Source organism: Gardnerella greenwoodii 00703Dmash (assembly GCF_000263635.1).
GTDB lineage: Bacteria > Actinomycetota > Actinomycetes > Actinomycetales > Bifidobacteriaceae > Bifidobacterium > Bifidobacterium greenwoodii.
Window position 1 is genome coordinate 414,373 of record NZ_ADEV01000009.1, and the last position, 17,075, is coordinate 431,447.

Annotated in this window: 9 protein-coding genes and 1 tRNA gene; 8 read left to right on the top strand and 2 right to left on the bottom strand. The window is 42.4% G+C overall.

Annotated elements, in window-relative coordinates:
• Positions 1–122: 122 nt before the first annotated feature.
• Positions 123–198 (bottom strand) — tRNA-His (locus NG78_RS00650).
• Between the two features lie 164 nt (positions 199–362).
• Here NG78_RS00650 and purT point away from each other — a divergent pair.
• The 6 genes from purT (at position 363) to purD (ending at position 10,543) form a co-directional block, all read left to right on the top strand.
• Positions 363–1,655 (top strand): formate-dependent phosphoribosylglycinamide formyltransferase, encoded by a 1,293-nt coding sequence (gene purT / locus NG78_RS00645; protein WP_004135333.1) that lies wholly within the window; start codon positions 363–365, stop codon positions 1,653–1,655.
• A gap of 165 nt (positions 1,656–1,820) precedes the next feature.
• A complete protein-coding gene (gene purC, locus NG78_RS00640) occupies positions 1,821–2,615 on the top strand; it encodes a phosphoribosylaminoimidazolesuccinocarboxamide synthase (protein WP_004135336.1) in 795 nt (264 codons plus the stop codon).
• Between the two features lie 179 nt (positions 2,616–2,794).
• Positions 2,795–6,550, top strand: a complete 3,756-nt coding sequence (locus NG78_RS00635; RefSeq protein WP_004135338.1) for a phosphoribosylformylglycinamidine synthase — start codon at positions 2,795–2,797, stop codon at positions 6,548–6,550.
• Positions 6,551–6,651: 101 nt separating this feature from the next.
• Entirely contained in the window at positions 6,652–8,139 is a 1,488-nt protein-coding gene (gene purF / locus NG78_RS00630) for an amidophosphoribosyltransferase (protein ID WP_004135340.1), read from the top strand.
• A 79-nt stretch (positions 8,140–8,218) separates the two neighbouring features.
• Positions 8,219–9,253 (top strand): phosphoribosylformylglycinamidine cyclo-ligase, encoded by a 1,035-nt coding sequence (purM, locus tag NG78_RS00625; RefSeq protein WP_004135343.1) that lies wholly within the window; start codon positions 8,219–8,221, stop codon positions 9,251–9,253.
• A gap of 18 nt (positions 9,254–9,271) precedes the next feature.
• Complete coding sequence (purD, locus tag NG78_RS00620; RefSeq protein WP_004135345.1) at positions 9,272–10,543, top strand: phosphoribosylamine--glycine ligase; 1,272 nt, start codon at positions 9,272–9,274, stop codon at positions 10,541–10,543.
• On the opposite strand, the gene NG78_RS00615 is transcribed toward purD, so the two are convergent.
• Positions 10,540–12,669: an LTA synthase family protein gene (locus NG78_RS00615; protein WP_004135347.1), complete on the bottom strand. Its 2,130-nt coding sequence runs from the start codon at positions 12,667–12,669 to the stop codon at positions 10,540–10,542. The genes purD and NG78_RS00615 overlap by 4 nt on opposite strands.
• Positions 12,670–12,987: 318 nt before the next feature.
• Between NG78_RS00615 and NG78_RS00610 the strand changes: the two genes are divergently transcribed.
• Both NG78_RS00610 and NG78_RS00605 read left to right on the top strand, forming a co-directional pair.
• Complete coding sequence (locus NG78_RS00610; RefSeq protein WP_004135349.1) at positions 12,988–14,376, top strand: alpha/beta hydrolase-fold protein; 1,389 nt, start codon at positions 12,988–12,990, stop codon at positions 14,374–14,376.
• Between the two features lies 1 nt (position 14,377).
• Positions 14,378–17,065 carry a bifunctional lysylphosphatidylglycerol flippase/synthetase MprF gene (locus tag NG78_RS00605; RefSeq protein WP_004135352.1) on the top strand — a complete coding sequence of 896 codons (2,688 nt, stop codon included), beginning with the start codon at positions 14,378–14,380 and terminating at the stop codon, positions 17,063–17,065.
• The last annotated feature ends 10 nt before the right edge of the window (positions 17,066–17,075 follow it).

Sequence of the window (17,075 nt, forward strand, 5' to 3'; positions counted from 1 at the left end):
CAACATACATATGTGTAACCATACCAGTCTACTCCATAGGCTGAGGTTATTTAAAAAATATGGTAAGCGGCAAAAAAGTGCGTCTAAAACAAAAAACGGCAGGTAAATACCCGCCGCTTAAGTGGGGTGGCTAACGCGGCTTGAACGCGCGACCTTCTGAACCACAATCAGATGCTCTACCGACTGAGCTATAGCCACCATGCGCGTGAAACAAATGAAACGAATAAACAAATAAACGAATCGAATCACACAACAGAGGAATACTATACACGATTTTCTTGATTTACGCCAGCGCAACACACCTCGGCGCGTCGTAGTAACAACATAAATTATTCGACAATAGCAAATGCAACAATAGACATATGAGTTTTTCTGAGCAAAATCAGCGCATATTTGGCGTAACTGAAAACAGTAACAACCTGACAGCACTTCTTCTTGGCTCAGGTGAGCTTGGCAAGGAAATTGCTATTGAGCTTATGCGATTAGGCGTGCGCGTTTGCGCTGCAGACAGCTATAAGAACGCTCCTGCCATGCAAATAGCTCACGAATACAGAGTGTTAGATATGTCTGATGCTGCTTCTCTTCAAAATCTTATTGACGAAGTGCATCCGAATATTATTATTCCGGAAGTTGAAGCAATCGCAACTAAAGTTTTGAAAAATGCAGCGAATAATAAAATCCAGGTTGTTCCTAGCACAGATATTGCAGCAATTGCAATGGATCGCGAGCGCTTGCGTAGGATTGCTCACGAAGATTTAGGTTTGCCTACTACCCCATACCGTTTTGCGTCCTCTTACGAGGAATTAGACGACGGCGCAAAAATCGTTGGCTACCCTTGCGTTGTTAAGCCTGTTATGAGCTCTTCCGGACACGGCCAGTCTATAGTTAAAAGCCCGGAAGCGCTTAAAGCTGCGTGGGATGAAGCTCAGCATGGAAGGCGCGCGGCAGCTGGTCACGAAAACGAGTGTTCTCGCGTTATTGTTGAAGCTTTAGCTCCGCTTGACTACGAGCTTACAGTTTTAACAGTAAGCTCTTGCGCAGGAATTACTACTTGCGAACCGATTGCTCAGCGTCAGCAAGACGGAGACTATAGAGAATCTTGGCAGCCTGCGAATATTCCTGAAGAAATACGAAATAATGCAAAAAATATTGCGAAGCGCGCTGTAGAAGGTTTAACTAATATTGCGCATGATGCAAACGAAACCGGTTGGGGCGTTTACGGCGTTGAGTTATTTGTGTTAAAAGATGGCTCGTTGCTTTTTAACGAGCTTTCTCCTCGCCCACACGATACTGGCATGGTAACTATGATTTCACAGCATTACAGCGAGTTTGCGCTTCATGCGCTCGCTATTTTAGGTGTGCCTGTTACAGCAAACTACACTTCGCTTTCGTTAAAAGATAACGAGGTTGCAGCAAGTCATGCAATTGTTGTTAAAGGCGAAGGAGAAGTTGGCTTTACTAATATTTCCAAAGCTTTACAAGCGGACGAAAATTATCGAAGCGGCTTGCGTATTTTTGCTAAGCCTGCAGTTCACGGCCGCAGACGTATGGCAGTGGCTCTTGCTACGGGATCTAATCAAGAGGATGCAAGAAAAAATGCGACACGCATTGTAAGAGCATTGCAGACGGATAGCTCAAATGCTGAAATACTTTGAAAATAAAGGTATTAAACAATAATTTATATTGCATCTATGCAATATTTGCCGGAAATTTTGTAGGTAACAATTGTTACGCTAATCGTGCTGGCCAAGGTCAGGTAAACCTACAAATACTGTTGGTTTGCGCCTACAACTATGAATGCACGTAAGAGAGGGCATATCATGGAAAAACTTGACAAGTTGTATGAAGGCAAAGCCAAAAAACTGTACGCTACCGATGACACCAATGTGCTCTGGGTCGAATATATGAACCAGGCAACCGCTGGTAACGGTCTGAAGAAAGCTCAGATCGCCGGTAAAGGCAGTTTAAACAACCGGATTACTTCTTTACTATTCCATTTACTTGAGGCGCGCGGCGTAAAAAGCCACTTCCTCGGACGTATTTCCGATACCGAACAACTCGTAAAGCGTATGCGCATGTTTCCGCTGGAAATTATTATGCGCAATACTGCTGCCGGTTCTTTCGCAAAACGTTATAACGTTAAAGAAGGAACACCATTAAAGAAGCCATTGTTGGAGTTCTGCGTGAAGTCCGACGAACTTGGCGATCCATTTATTAACCCAGAAGGCGTTGTGGCTTTAGGTTTAGCTACAGACGAAGAGATGGCGGAAATTACTCGCCAAGCTCACGCTGTAAACAATGCTTTGCTTGATATTTTCTCCAAGATTGATGTTCAGCTTGTTGACTTCAAGATTGAAGAGGGCGTAGACGCGCAAGGAAATATTCTTCTTGCAGACGAAATTACGCCTGATACTTGCAGACTTTGGGATAAGCGCAATGCTGGCGGCAATGCTGGTGAAAACGGCGTAAGCCATTTGGATAAAGACTTATTCCGACGCGATTTGGGAGACATAATCCCAGCTTATGAAGAAATTCACATCAGGCTGGAAAACTTAGCAAAAAGCGAAGGTTTAGACTTTTGCGTGCGTAAACCAGATGATTGTGTGAACCGATAAGATTTCGTTGTGGCTCGTGCCTTTAGGGGTGCGAGCCACACGCATTCTTACATAATTTAACCAATAATTTAACCAATAATTTAAAACCACAACTTAACACATAACTTAACCCACAATTTATAACTTAAAAGCCCATAACAAACACTGCTATACCGCACTTTCAACAAGGTAGGTTTCTCGTGGTATTTCGCGTATATGTGGAAAAACGCAATGGTTTTGACGTTCAAGCTCAGCAGCTTTTACATGAGCTTAAGGAAATTCTTGGCATAAGCGCGATTACTTCCGCACGAATTATCAACAGATACGATTTAGAAGGTATTGATGGAGATTTGTTCAATACTGCTGTGCGAACTGTATTAAGCGAGCCGCCGGTTGATAACACCTACGACTATTTGCCTATTGAAACAAACGAGCACGTGTTTGCTGTTGAATTTTTGCCTGGTCAGTTCGACCAGCGCGCGCAATCCGCAAGCGAGTGTATTCAGCTTATTAGTCAAGGCGAGCGCCCAACTGTGCGCACTGCTAAAGTAATTGCGCTAAAAGGCAATCTTGACGAAGAAGCCATGGATGCTATTAAGCATTACGTTATCAATCCTGTTGAGGCTCGAGAGGCAAGTCTTGACGAAGTAAAAAGCTTGCAGCGAGAAACAGTAGTTCCTGCAGACGTTGAAGTAATTGATAGTTTTAACAGTTTAGACGAAGCTGGATTGCAGAAGTTTATTGAGGATCGCGGCTTGGCAATGGATTTGGCTGACGCAAAATTCTGCCAGCAATACTTTAGGGAAGAAAATCGCAATCCTACTATTACCGAGATTCGCGTTATTGACACGTACTGGTCCGATCACTGCCGTCACACAACTTTTGGCACGGAGCTTACGAATATTACGATTGACGATGGCACAGTTCAAGAAGCGTTTAATCGTTATCTTGATTTGAGAAAAAAGTTAAATCGTGAAAATAAGCCTGTTTGCTTAATGGATATGGCAACTATTGGTGCTAAATATTTGAAGCATACTGGCGAGCTTAAAAATTTGGATGAGTCGGAAGAAATCAACGCTTGCACTGTAAAAGTTAAGGTTGACGTAAACGGACACGACGAAGATTGGCTGTTCCTGTTTAAGAACGAAACGCATAATCATCCTACTGAAATTGAGCCTTTTGGTGGAGCTGCAACTTGCATTGGCGGCTGCATCCGAGATCCTCTTTCTGGACGTTCCTACGTTTACCAAGCTATGCGAGTAACTGGTGCTGCAGATCCGCGCACTCCTATTAGCGAGACTTTAAACGGTAAGCTTCCGCAGCGAAAAATCGTAACTTCTGCTGCAGCAGGCTACTCTTCTTATGGAAATCAGATTGGTTTAGCTACCGGCGAAGTGCACGAGTTATACCACCCGGGCTATGTTGCTAAGCGCATGGAAGTTGGTGCGGTTGTTGCCGCTACCCCAGCCGACCATGTACGCAGAGAAACTCCTGCTCCTGGAGATGTGATTATTCTTCTTGGCGGGCGTACTGGTCGCGACGGAATTGGCGGAGCTACCGGCGCTTCTAAAGCACAAGATGTTGAAAGTATTGAAGAATGCGGAGCAGAAGTTCAAAAAGGTAACGCTCCTATTGAACGCAAGTTGCAGCGACTTTTCCGCCGCAAAGATGCTTGCCAGCTTATTAAGCGTTGTAACGATTTTGGTGCGGGCGGCGTTTCTGTTGCTACCGGCGAAATTGCAGACGGCTTAACTATCAATCTCGACAAGGTTTCTAAAAAGTACGAGGGTCTTGACGGCACTGAGCTTGCTATTTCTGAATCCCAGGAGCGCATGGCTGTTGACGTTGCTTCAAGTGATGCTGAAGAATTCTTAAAGTACGCTCGTGAAGAAAATTTGGAAGCAGAAATCATTGCGACTGTTACCGAAGAAGCTCGTATGCGCATGACTTGGCGCGGAAAAACTATTGTTGACTTAAGCCGCGCATTCTTGGCTTCTAACGGCGCTGCAAAACAGCAGGTGCTGCATATTGAAGCTGGAAAATCTTATACGAACCCATGGCAGGATCAGTCTAATTTGACTCTCACTGAACGCATGCACTTGCTTGTTTCAAACATTAATATTGCTTCAAACAAGGGTCTTGCAGAACGCTTCGATTCTACAATTGGTGCCGCAACTGTGCTTATGCCTTTTGGCGGACGCCGTCAGCTTACTCCAGCTCAAGCTATGGTTGCTAAATTCCCAGTATTTGGTGAAACAAACACTGCTTCCGCAATGGCTTGGGGCTTTAATCCGTATTTGATGGAAAAGAATCAGTTTACTGGAGCTTATGTTGCGGTTGTTGAATCTTTGGCAAAGCTTGCAGCAAGCGGTTTCACGCGCGAACGTGCGTACTTGAGTTTGCAAGAGTATTTTGGCAAACCTCACGACGTTCCGGAACGTTGGGGTAAGCCGGCTGCAGCAGTTCTTGGCGCTTTAAGCGCACAGCTTGATTTTGGTGTTGGCGCTATTGGCGGCAAGGATTCCATGAGCGGTAGTTTTGAACATTTGGATGTTCCGCCAACTTTAATTTCTTTTGCTGTTTCTACTGGAGACGCACGTTTAACTGTTTCGCCAGAATTTAAGGGAGTAAATCATAAGGTTTTGCGAATTGCTCCACAATATAAATCCGACGGAATCACCCCAGAAAAGGAAAGTTTCCTTAAAACTCTTGAATTAATCGAAAATATTACGAAGAATAAGCAAGCTTTTGCTGTGACCACGCCTGGCTACGGTGCAAGCGCGGAAATCTTATTCAAGATGACGCTTGGAAATCATATTGGTCTTAAATTATTCAACAATTTAAGCAACGATGATTTATTTAAGCCAGCATACGGAAGCTTCTACGTTGAGCTTAAAGAAAACGCTGAAGTCCCATCTTTAGCGAATACAAGCTTGGTTGACGTTGAGATTATTGGCGAAACGACTGAGAATTACGCAATTGTTTCAGCAAATGGCGAAGAAGTTGATTTAAGCGATTTGCAAAATATTTGGGAAAGTGAACTTTCCTCAATCTTCCCTTATAAAAAGCCTGGCGAGATTGTAGAAACTATTAGTAACGAAAATAATGCTTCTACTACAAACCGCGCGCACACAGGAAAACTGAAGCCGCTTTCTCACCCGCGCGTTATTATTCCAGTCTTCCCTGGAAATAATTGCGAGTACGATACTCAAGCTGCTTTCGAGCGTGCAGGCGCCGACGCTCATACGCTTATTATTAACAACTTAAACGCTAAAGATATTGCAGAGTCTGCAAAGAAACTTGTTGAGGAGATTAATAAGAGCCAGATTGTTATGATTCCTGGCGGCTTCTCCGGCGGCGACGAGCCGGACGGTTCAGCAAAGTTTATTGCATCCTTCTTTAGAAATCCGCAAGTGACTGACGCTGTGCGAGATTTGCTTAAGAATCGAGACGGACTTATGCTGGGCATTTGCAACGGTTTCCAAGCGCTTATTAAGCTTGGTTTGGTGCCTTTTGGCGATATTGTTCCTATGGATTCTAACTGCCCAACTCTTACTTATAACACGATTGGCAGGCATCAAAGCAGAATTGTGCGCACGCGCGTTGCTTCAAACATGTCTCCATGGTTGAGCAATACGCAGGTTGGCGATATTCACACTGTTGCTATTTCTCACGGCGAAGGTCGTTTTATTGCAACTCCAGAAGTCATGGAGAAGCTTATTGCTAACGGCCAAGTAGCTACGCAATACGTTGACAGTAACGGCGTTCCAAGCATGAGTTTGAACGTGAATCCAAACGGATCGATTATGTCCGTTGAAGGAATTACCAGCCCAGATGGTCGAGTTTTTGGAAAGATGGGTCATTGCGAACGAGCAGGCGAAGGCTTGTACGTGAACATTCCTGATTTCCACGAACAGCCACTGTTTGATGCTGGAGTTCAGTACTTCACGGCGTGAGCATGAGCAAAGCATGAAACGTAACATTAGCTTATTAGAAGCGTGTGCAACAATGAGTATAGTTTCGCGAATTAAAGTAAGCGACTACAAGGGGGTTAAAGATGTCTGCAGAGCTTGAAGACATTCACGAAGAGTGCGGAGTGTTTGGTGTTTGGGGTCACAAAGATGCTTCAAGACTCACTTATTTTGGTTTGCATGCGCTTCAGCATCGCGGCCAAGAGGGAGCTGGAATAGTATCTAACGATAACGGCACTCTTCACGGACATCGCGGACTAGGCCTACTTACGCAAGTTTTTAGCAACGAGCAGGTTATGGAACGTTTAACAGGAAATCGTGCTATTGGCCATGTGCGTTACGCTACTGCAGGATCTGGAAGTGTTGATAATATTCAGCCTTTCTTATTCCGCTTCCACGACGGAGATGTTGCTTTAGCTCATAACGGAAATTTGACGAATTGCACAAGCTTACGCAATTCTTTAGAAGACAATGGCGCTATTTTCCACTCCAATTCCGACACTGAAATACTAATGCATTTGATTCGTCGCTCTAATAAACCAACTTTTATGGAGCGCGTTAAAGAAGCGTTACTAACTGTTCACGGCGGATTTGCTTACCTGCTTCTTACGGAAGATTCTTTAATTGGTGCCACGGATCCAAACGGGTTCCGCCCGCTTTCTCTTGGACGAATGCAAAACGGAGCCTATGTGCTTTCTTCCGAAACTTGCGCTTTCGACATTGTTCGAGCAGAGTTTATTCGAGATATTGAGCCTGGAGAAATAATCGTTATTAACGACGAAGGCTACAAGATTGAGCGCTACACGAATAACGTGCAGCAGGCAGTGTGCTCAATGGAATTTATTTACTTTGCTCGCCCAGATTCTAACATTTACGGAATTAACGTTCATGCTGCAAGAAAGCGCATGGGATCTCGTTTAGCTCAAGAATCCCCTGTTGAAGCAGACATGGTTATTGGAGTTCCTAACTCTTCTCTTTCTGCAGCCGCAGGATACGCGGAAGCAAGTGGTCTTCCTAACGAAATGGGATTGATTAAAAACCAGTATGTAGCTCGCACTTTTATTCAGCCAACTCAAGAATTGCGCGAGCAGGGTGTGCGTATGAAACTTTCTGCTGTGCGCAGTGTTGTTGAAGGAAAACGTGTTATTGTTCTTGACGATTCAATCGTGCGCGGCACAACTTCTAAGCGCATTGTGCAACTACTTAGAGAAGCGGGCGCTAAAGAAGTGCATATGCGTATTTCTTCCCCACCTCTTAAGTATCCTTGCTTCTACGGCATTGATATTCAAACAACTAAAGAGCTTATTGCCGCAAAACATTCAGTTGAAGAGATTCGCGAGTATATTGATGCTGATTCTCTTGCGTTCCTGTCTTTGGACGGACTTGTTGAGTCAATTGGGTTAAATAAGCCGGCTCCTTACGGCGGATTGTGCGTTGCATACTTTAATGGCGACTACCCTACCGCACTGGATGATTACGGCGAAGAATTTTTGACTTCGCTTCCTCAAAACGAGCGCGAGTATTTACAAGAAGTTAGAAAACGCAGTAAATATTCACACGAAAACCTTATATAACTTAATATTTTACTTATTTACGGCAATTTATTAATAAAATTTAAGAAAATACTTATAACATTTTAGGAAAGGAATCAACATGCCGCACGCATATGATGAAGCTGGCGTAAGCGTAGAAGCAGGATACGAAGTAGTTCGTCGTATCAAATCGCATGTGAATCGCACGAAGCGTCCAGGCGTTATGGGTGGCATCGGCGGATTCGGCGGATTATTCGACTTGGCCTCCCTCGGTTACAAAGAGCCTGTTCTGATTTCTGGAACAGACGGCGTTGGAACCAAGCTTATGGTTGCAAAAATGATGAATAAGCACAATACGATTGGCATTGATTGCGTTGCTATGTGCGTAAACGACATTGCAGCTCAAGGCGCAGAACCGCTTTTCTTCCTTGACTATATTGCTTGCGGAAAAAATAATCCTGCACTACTTGAGCAGGTTGTTGCAGGAGTTGCAGACGGTTGCGTTCAAGCAGAAGCAGGCTTAATTGGCGGAGAAACCGCTGAAATGCCTGGAATGTATGCCGAGGACGAGTACGATCTTGCAGGTTTCGCAGTAGGCGTTGCAGAAAGAACGAATATTGTTGACGGCTCCACTATTACTTCTGGCGACGTTCTCATTGGTTTGCCTTCTTCTGGAGTTCACTCGAACGGTTTCTCGCTTGTGCGTAAAGCTTTGTTTGAAGAAGCAGGCTACGACGTAAACACCAAACTTGAAGAGCTAGATGGAAAAACTATTGGCGAAGTTCTGCTCGAGCCTACGCGAATCTACGTAAAAGCTTTGAAACCGCTTTTTGCAAAGCATCTTATTAAGGGAGTGGCTCACATTACAGGCGGCGGATTTATTGAGAATATTCCACGCATGTACTCGGATGATTTGGCCGCAAAAATCGATACGTCAAGCTGGAATGTTCCGCCTATTTTTGACGTTATTGAAAAAGCTGGCAAAGTTGCTCATGACGAAATGTTCAACGTTTTTAACATGGGAATCGGCATGGTTTTGGCGGTTGATAAAAACAAGGCCGAAGAAGCACTTAGCACACTAAGCGAAAATAACGAAACAGCTTATGTTATTGGCGAAATGATCGAACGCAAAAACGCTGCAGTTGAGTTGCAATAAAACTATAAAGGACAAAAAATGAAAGTTTTAGTTGTTGGTTCTGGCGCTAGAGAGCACGCTATTGCACACGCACTTCTTAAAGGCGAAAGCATTGAAGAAGTAACAGTTGCGCCTGGAAACCCGGGTATTGCAGCAGACGGAATTAAAACCGTAAACATTAGTCAGTCGGATCACGAAGCTCTTATTAGCTTCGTTAAAGATAACAACTACGACTTTGCGTTTATTGGCCCAGAAGTGCCGCTTATGAACGGAATTGTAGACGATTTTGAATCTAACGGCATTGCAGCTTTTGGCCCAAACAAGGCGGCGGCTCAAATCGAAGGCTCTAAAGATTTTGCAAAAAAGCTTATGCATCGCCACAACATTCCAACAGCAGCCTACCAAACTTTTGAATCTTTAGAGCCAGCTAAAAACTACGTGCTTGAGCATGGTGCTCCAATTGTTATTAAAGCAGACGGTTTAGCCGCAGGAAAAGGCGTAACTGTTGCAATGGACGAGCAAACCGCAATTGAAGCTTTGGAAGATATTTTCGTTGATCACCGTTTTGGATCTGCCGGAGCAAAAGTTGTTATTGAAGAATTTTTGCAAGGTCAAGAGTTTTCGCTTATGAGCTTTGTAAGCGGAACAGACTTTTGGGTTATGCCAATTTCTCAAGATCATAAGCGCGCCTACGATGGCGATAAAGGACCAAACACTGGCGGAATGGGAGCGTATAGCCCTGTGCCACAAATCAGTAGCGAAACCGTTAAACGCGCTATTGACGAGATTGTGCGACCAACTGTTGAAGGCTTAACAAAAGAAGGAACACCTTTTACAGGCATACTTTATGCAGGTTTGATTGATACAGCTTCGGGCCCTAAAGTTATTGAGTTTAACGCTCGATTTGGAGACCCAGAAACAGAAGTTGTGCTTCCTCGCCTCACTTCAGATTTTGGTGCAGCTATATGGAATATTTTGCAGCATAAAACACCAACTTTTACTTGGAAGAATAGCGGTGTTACGCTCGGCGTAATAATTGCAAGCGAAGGCTACCCTGGCACTTTAGTTACTGGAACTCCACTTCCGCACATTCCTGTTGACGAAACCCAAGGTCAGCACGTGTATTATGCAGGAGTTAAAAGCCAGGAAGAAACCGGCAATCTTGTAACTTCTTCCGGTAGAGTTGCGCTTGTACAAGTGCACGGAGAAGACGTAGAAGATGCGCAAAAGAACGTCTACGCAATATTGGACAATCTTAATCTTCCACACATGTTCTTTAGGCACGACATAGCTTCAAAAGCGCTTATCTAAGGCATCTTAAAGAAGTTAGTGTTGCGAGTGTAGTTCTTTCCGGCTGTAACATCGTACTGTATAAGCTTATAGTCGTCCAAAAGCTGCTTAGTTTGCTCATCCATTGCTGAATAAACCATTGGCCTGCCGTCGTGATCAAGGTAAATTGGTTGACCCTCAGGGATTCTATCCCAGCCTTGAATTGTGTTAACAACAGGCGGCTCCATTGCACTAATATGCGTATGAAGCTTTGTGAGGAAAGCAACGTACGGCGAAACCTTAGCGTTCATATGACGCGCAACCTGGGAAATAAAGAAGTTTGGAGAAGAATAAGCTTCTGTTTTTGCGTGAATCTTCTTAGAAGATTTAAGATTTTCTTTAGCAGCCTTATTTGACCAAATAAAGTAATCTGTTAAATGCAAAATAAGAGAATTATTCTTATCCGCACTAGCTGTAGAGTATGCTCCAGGAAGATGATCACCGTAGAACAACACTGTTACAGGCTTATTGAGTTTATTCAAATTATTAAGGAACTTAGAAGTTGCTTTATCCGTATAATTTGCGCCTTTAGCGTACGTTTGAATAATAGAAGACTCTTCCTCACCCAAAGGCTTGCTGGAATCAGTAGAAGACACCTTAAAATCATTATTCTTATACCAATCGTTATAAGGCATATGATTTTGCATTGTAACAAGCTGAATAAAATCAGGAGAAGACTTGCGCGAAATAGATTCCAAAACGCTGGAATATGCGGAATCATCCGACACGTACGGCGCTAAATCAATACGCTTCTGATACTTAATAACATCCGGCTTTCGTAAAGAATAGAACTTAGTAAAACCGAACTTCTTATAATTCTTAGCTCGCAAATACATGGAAGGCTCAAATGGGTGGAAAGCCAAAGAGTTCTTACCATCGTTCCAATAACGGTTGATTGTTGGAATCCACGATTTTTTAGGAACTAACTGCTGATACGGGCTTGTAAGCGAAGGATCAAAATTAACCATGCTTAAACCTGTCATAGTCATGTATTCAAGATTTGCCGTTCCCCCGCCGTAGCCGGAAGAAAGCATAAGACCGCTATCCGTATTCTTTTTCACACTGTCAATAAAAGGAATAATCGCCTTATTAAAAGAAATTCCAGGAACGCGTGAAGGATTTGCAAAAGATTCAGAAAGAATAACAATAAGAGTACTGTTATTTATTTTATTCTTACGAGAAGCGTTAAGTTTGTTAGCTGCTTTCTCGTAGCGAGCTACCACTTGTTTCATGGTTTCTTCGCTATAGTTTGCAGGCTTTGACATGATTTTTGGATTAACCTGCCTAGTAAACGCAACTATTGGTCCGTTAAGTTGCGCATCGTAAGCAGAATCCCACATTGCAGGACGGTCGCCCATAAATTGGTTAAAAGAATTAGCAACAGAACCAACAGTGCCAACAGAAGCAACATACCACGAGAAGGATGCGAAAATCAGCACAAAAATTCCAGCTCGCACACCGTAGCGCAAACGCTTGTCTTCAAACCAAACTACTTTTCCACGATTCTTATCTAATAAATGAATCGTCATAAAAACTACAACGAAAATAATCACGCAAATTATTGCGTATAAAGTAACGCGAGCAGCATTAGGCGGCAAAAATGTTGAAATATTGCCGGTATCGCTTTGCAAAAAATTCAGGTCAGCAGGAAGAATTGCCTCATTTCGCACAAAAATCTTCATGTACTCAATAATCGAAATAATTATGCAAAGAGACAGCAAAACCATTGAGGTAAGCCAAAAACGGTTAGTAAGAATAATAATTAACCCATAAATAACCGCAAAAATAAGCAAATTAAGCACAAATACGAAGTTTAAATTTTCCCAAATGTTGCTGAACATTCGCGTAATATTGTCAATCAGACCATTCAAAACCTGGCTGCGAGAGCCTGTTTGCACGCCCATCTGGAAAATAACCATCATTCCAACGCTATTTAGAACAAAAAATACTATATAAAGCCAGCGCGGAATAGATATTTGATGCTTATTTAATGTCTTTAGCAAAGATGAAAAGAAATTTTTGGAATTACTCCGCTCTTTAGTGTCTTCCCCCTTATAGTCACCCTCTTCCTTCTCGCTTTTTGAAGTCTCAAGCGCAATTTCATCCATAATAATTCCAATCGTTCCTAGCTAAACGAATCCTTATATATGCACAATAATTGACCATTGTAGTTATTGCTATCGTCATACTTGCATATTTATTAGTACCGGTAGTTCGACATGCTGATATTTTTCATACTTCCGGTGGATTACAATATATGTTTCGGCAACTACGATTAGAACAGTAAAAACTATAAAAAACTAAAGCAAATATTAAGAAAAAATTAAGATACATAAACTATATTTCGGTTGGGTGAAATATTGCGAGTATCGTTCACTTTAAAAGTAGTTTGCACCTAGTTAAGCAAGAAAGTGTAGGATTCAAGCATGCTGCAATTGGCAAAAATAAGTCTTTTGCAAGGCTGGTTACCAACAAGCTTATTTAGTTTAACCGGCTTAACTTTATTCGTGCTGATTTTCACTAAATCAAAACGTTCAAAACACTTATTTAGCATAGTGAACTTGCTTATACAGCTAGGCGTTGCAAGCATATTCTTCATAGTTGGCGGATTAATTGCTTGGCTAATTTCAGACGTATTCCTTGTGTTTGGAGTAAGCCTTGGTTGGCTTGTTATTATTTGTGTTGCAATAGGATTTGCTCTTGTTGGCTTTGCTGGCACAGCATTCGTGTTCACTAAAGGTTGGAAACGACTAGTTGCTGTTATTGCTATTGTTTTAACGCTTGTTAGCACGGCTTTAAGAGTTGATATGGTTTACGGCGAATACACAACGCTTGGATCAATATTTGGAATGGGTAATTTCCCAAAGCTTGAAATTAATAAGGAAAAATCTGCTACCGCAAGCATTGAAGAATGGTACAGTTTAGCAAAACAAAATAAGCTTCCGAAAATGCCTAAAAAAGGTATTCTTCGCTCAGCACACATTCCTAACACACACTCAAAGTTCAAAGCTCGCACAGCAAACGTTTATTTGCCTCCTGCAGCGCTTGTAAAGCATCCGCCAAAGCTTCCAGTTATGGTTATGTTAGCAGGACAGCCTGGTAGCCCAAATCACTTTTTTGCAGCCAGCGATATTGCTAAAACTTTAGACGATTACGCAAAAGCTCATAAAGGCTTAGCTCCTATTGTTGTAGCCCCGGATCAAAACGGTGAAGCAACACATAACTCACTTTGTGCAGATACTAAAGTGTACGGAAAAGCAGAAACGTATTTAACTATAGACGCGCCTAACTGGATTCGAAAAAATCTTCCAGTAAGCAAAGACCCAAGCATGTGGCTTATGGGAGGCTTTTCTCAAGGCGGAACTTGCGCAACCCAATTAGTTCCAGCGCATCCGAATATTTTTAGAAGCATGTATTCTGCCGGCGGCGAGCTAGAGCCAACGTATCAAAACCGTCAAGAAACAATTAAACGCTACTTTAACGGAAATACTTCAGCATACGAGCGTCATGTTCCTAGCAAAATAATGCGAAAAAACGCTCCCCTAAAACAAAACTATTATGCTATTGCAGGCTACTGGGATCCTAAATCTCAAGCAAATCAGGCAACTATTGCCTTAAGCGCACACAGCGCAGGTATTAACGTTTTAACAATGCTTGCTAAAAATTCTGGACACGATTGGCATACCGTACAAGCAGGATTGAAAGTAGTTCTTGATCTTTTCTGCAAACAAGCAGGCATTTCAAAAACTGTTCCAAATCTAAATACGTATCCGAATGTAAAAATTCTTGTTCATAAAAAAGTGAATCGAGACTAATATGGCACTGTCTTTTTTCAATAAGCATAAGCTCAGAGGCCAGGAAGACGGTAAACAAAAAAGCTTAGACCATAGCAGCAATCAGGCATCTAGCCATATTAGAGTTTTTCTGCACGACTTTATTTCCTGGCTTCGCCAGCGCGTTTTTGCTCTTACAATCACCTGCATTTTTATTGTTATAAATTGCCTACATTGGTTTGCAAGAACATTAATGCACTTATACACTTACGGCACAAACGCAACTCTTGCGCAACTTTTTATGCGACACCATCCTGCAAAAGGATCTAGCTTCTTCTTCGGGCATGCAAACATGTCGGAGCTGCTAATAAAAATCTGCCACTCGCTTGTTTTTGTAAACAGCATGCCTTCACTTTTAGTTAACTGTTTCCTCGTTATTATTCTTATAGGCGTTGCAGAAACTCGCATAAGCAGACTTCGTATTGTTTCTATTGCTGTATCTAGTACGCTAATTGGAATAGTTGTTGGACTGACGATTATTGGTAATCTTTCTATGCTTATTAGCAACATGCACTGGATTACTAGAATCCCTATAAGATTGTCTCCATTTACGCTGTTTATTGGCGCTTTTATGGCATCTTCGGCAAACGAATCGATTTTGTGGCATAGGCGAATGCTTGTAATCGGTTACGCTGTTACTTCTGCAATGATGCTTTATAGTGGAAACCCTGGCGACTATTGCACTATTATTGCTGCTTTTACAGGCCATATTATTGGCAATATTGTGTGCAAACCAAAGGGAATAAAGCATAACGTAAACTGGTGGGAAGGCACAGATTACGAGATTCGAAAGCTTTTTGCGTACGCTCAAGGAATTATTGCTCTTGGACCATTATTAGCATTATCTTCGCGCTCCCACGCCGGCATTCTTACAACTCTTGGACTGTTTATGTCTCCACAAATGGGTTCAAAACCGTGGGTTACTCGCTGCATTAGTAATTACAGTGCAAATAGTTGCTTGCTTCATTCCGGATTGCATCACGCGACTATTGGCGGAGTGTGGATTCGTATTCTTCTGCCAATTGTAACTATGCTGATTGTTGCGTGGGGAATGTTACGCGGACGTAAGCTTGCAGCGTGGACTTCCATTGTTATTAACGCAATTACTGTGCTTTATGCTGGAATGTACTTTACAATTTTGCCGCTTATTGCAACAAATCAGCATATTTCAATACACCAGCATAATGCTGTTGCTGTTGCGTTTATGCTTACCGCTCTTCCGCCTCTGCTTATGACTATTCTTCTTGCTATTAATCTTAAGCATTTTTCGATTACTACAGGTCGTTTTCAAGTTCGCGTAGGGTTAATCGCAATTATTGTAACGCTGTGGATTACAGCTGTAGGCTACGTAACTTTTGGCCTTATGATAGCAGACAACTTTAAGCCTATTGCAAATATTCATCATCTTTTGCGAGATTTACCTGGACGATGGATGCCTATGGGCTTTGGAAATCGTTCTAACGCAATGCTTCGCACAGAAACACCACTATCTTCCATATTAGCACAATCTGTTGGCGTAATATTTTGGGCTGTTCTTTTTATAGTTTGCTTTACATGGTTTAGAAGCAAAATTTCAACCAACGAAAAAGATAGAGAAAAAGCAAGCTCACTTGTGGAACTTGGCGGAAACACTATGAGCTTCATGACCACTTGGCCAAATAACCATTATTGGTTCTCCCCAAGCGGAAAATCCGCAATCGCATACCGCTTAAGCTACGATATTGCGCTTACTCTTACCGGACCGTTTGGAGATTCTAAAGAATATAAGCAAGATCTTCGTGGATTTATTAGCTTATGCGAAAAAAATTCGTGGTCTCCAGCATTCTACGCAGTTCATGAGAATGTGCGCCAAGAGTTAGAAAAGCTTGGTTTTACATCTATTAAAGTTGGAACAGACATGCTTGTAGACCCAAGCAAGTGGCAGACTCGAGGCAAAAAATGGCAAGATATTCGTACCGCTATTAATAAAGCAAAACGAGATGGAATAAGCGATATTTTAACAACCTATAAACAGGCTTCTTTTGACGTTCAGCAGCAGATTGTTGAAATTTCGGAAGAGTGGGCTGAGCTTAAAGCTCTTCCAGAAATGAAATTTACTTTGGGTGGCTTGGATGAGCTTCAAGACGAGCGCGTGAAAATACTGTACGCAATCGACGAAAATGGGCGCGTACTTGGCGTAACAAGCTGGATGCCTACTTATAGGGATCATAAAATTATTGGCTGGACGCTTGATTTTATGCGACATCGCACAGATAGTCCAAACGGAATTATGGAATTGCTGATTGCAAGAATGGCAGAACGCTTGCGCGACGAGGGATTAGAAAATCCTGAATCTGCTGTGGAATTTATGAGCTTATCTGCAGCACCTTTGGCAGGAATAGGCGAAAACGCAACAATTGCAGATTCTCAACAATCTTCAAATGTTATTAACCACGCGCTGGAAATGATGTCCGATATTTTGGAACCTGCCTACGGATTCAAATCGCTTTACTTCTTCAAAAAGAAGTTCCAGCCGGAAGCGAGCTCAGTTTACGTATGCTATTTGGATTCTGCAAAACTTGCGCAAATATCTTTAGCTGTAACACACGCTTACTTACCTGAAGCTAGTGCAAAGCAAATCTTGGAAATGGCTAAATCATTACGACCAAAAACAAGTGAACTTAACAAATAATTTGTTAAGT